The organism is Pseudomonas sp. P5_A2_2, from assembly GCF_054177685.1.
Map to the genome: position 1 here is coordinate 1 of NZ_JBGCUL010000980.1, position 1,628 is coordinate 1,628.

Annotated in this window: 1 protein-coding gene; it reads left to right on the top strand. The window is 59.2% G+C overall.

Annotation, left to right across the window (positions count from 1 at the left end):
- Positions 1 to 76 precede the first annotated feature (76 nt).
- Positions 77 to 1,315 carry a serine hydroxymethyltransferase gene (gene glyA / locus ACXRVY_RS27980; RefSeq protein WP_223458503.1) on the top strand — a complete coding sequence of 413 codons (1,239 nt, stop codon included), beginning with the start codon at positions 77 to 79 and terminating at the stop codon, positions 1,313 to 1,315.
- Positions 1,316 to 1,628: the final 313 nt, after the last annotated feature.

A 1,628-nucleotide genomic window follows, 5' to 3' on the forward strand; every position in this document is an offset into this window, starting at 1 on the left:
GCGACGGACTGTTACACGCATCACCGCATCTCGCGCCAGCCTCCGTGGCCGAAGCACTTATCCAAGGAATGATTCCATGAGCCTGCAGAATTTCGACCCCGTCATCGCCCGCCTGATCGGCCGTGAACGCAACCGCCAGGAAACTCATCTGGAGCTGATCGCTTCGGAAAACTACGTCAGCGAAGAAGTGCTGGAAGCCCAGGGTTCGGTGCTAACCAACAAGTACGCCGAAGGTTACCCGGGCAAGCGGTATTACGGCGGTTGCAAGGTGGTCGACGAAATTGAAACCCTCGCCATCGAACGCGCCTGCAAACTCTTTGGGTGCGACTATGCCAACGTCCAGCCGCACTCCGGTTCCCAAGCCAACCAGGCGGTGTTTCTCGCGGTGCTCAACCCCGGCGACACCATCCTGGGCATGTCCCTGGCCCATGGCGGGCACCTGACCCATGGCGCCTCGGTGAACTTCTCCGGCAAGCTCTACACCGCGTTCTCCTACGGCCTGGAGCCATACAGCGAAACCCTCGACTATGCCGAGATGGAAGTCCTGGCCCGGGAACACCGGCCGAAAATGATCATTGCCGGCGCCTCGGCGTACTCCAGAACCATCGACTTCCAGCGTTTTCGCAACATCTGCGATGAGATCGGGGCTTACCTGATGGTCGATATGGCGCACTACGCCGGGCTGATTGCGGCCGGCCTCTACCCCTCGCCGGTCGGCATTGCCGACTTCGTCACCTCCACCACCCACAAAACCTTGCGCGGCCCACGGGGCGGCTTGATCCTGGCCAAGCGCGAGTACGCCGCGCTGCTCGACAAGACGATTTTCCCGGTTTACCAGGGTGGGCCGCTGATGCACGTCATCGCGGCCAAAGCCGTGGCGTTCAACGAAGCCCTCGGGGATGAGTTCAAGCACTATCAGCATCGGGTGATCAACAATGCCAGGACCATGGCGAACGTCCTCACCCGGCGCGGCCTGCGGGTGGTGTCGGGCGGCACCGACTGCCACATGTTCCTGCTCGATCTGCGCTCGATGAACATCACCGGCAAAGACGCCGAGGCACTGCTGGAAAGCGCCCACATCACACTAAACAAAAACGCGATTCCCGAGGACCCGCAGAAACCGGCGATCACCAGCGGCATCCGCATTGGCACGCCAGCACTGACGACCCGTGGCTTTGGCGAGGCGGAGTGCGCTGAAGTGGCGAACCTGATCGCCGACCTGCTGGAACAACCGAATAACGCGGCGCTGCTGGATAACACCCGGCGTCGGGTGATGCACTTGTGTGAATGTTTTCCGGTGTATCTGCTGAGTTGATCGCTGGAGGAACATACCGGATAACGATCAAGCACCTGGCTGACGTACTCGCTGAGTGTGGCTTGCTGGCGACTGGCTTCGTAACGACGGTCATCCGCCTTGCGCTTGTACCTCTTGCTGCTGATCAGCTGACGAATCCGAGCAACCAGTACGCTCATGGAATGATGGAAATCCAGATAGGCCGTCCCTTGCTCGTTCAGGCAGTTCACACCTGCGGGACAGTTCCCGCAACCAAACCAATCTATACACTACTGCTTGGGTGATCCTTCGAAAAACGGTATTCAAAATGGTATTCAACAATAAAGTTACAACC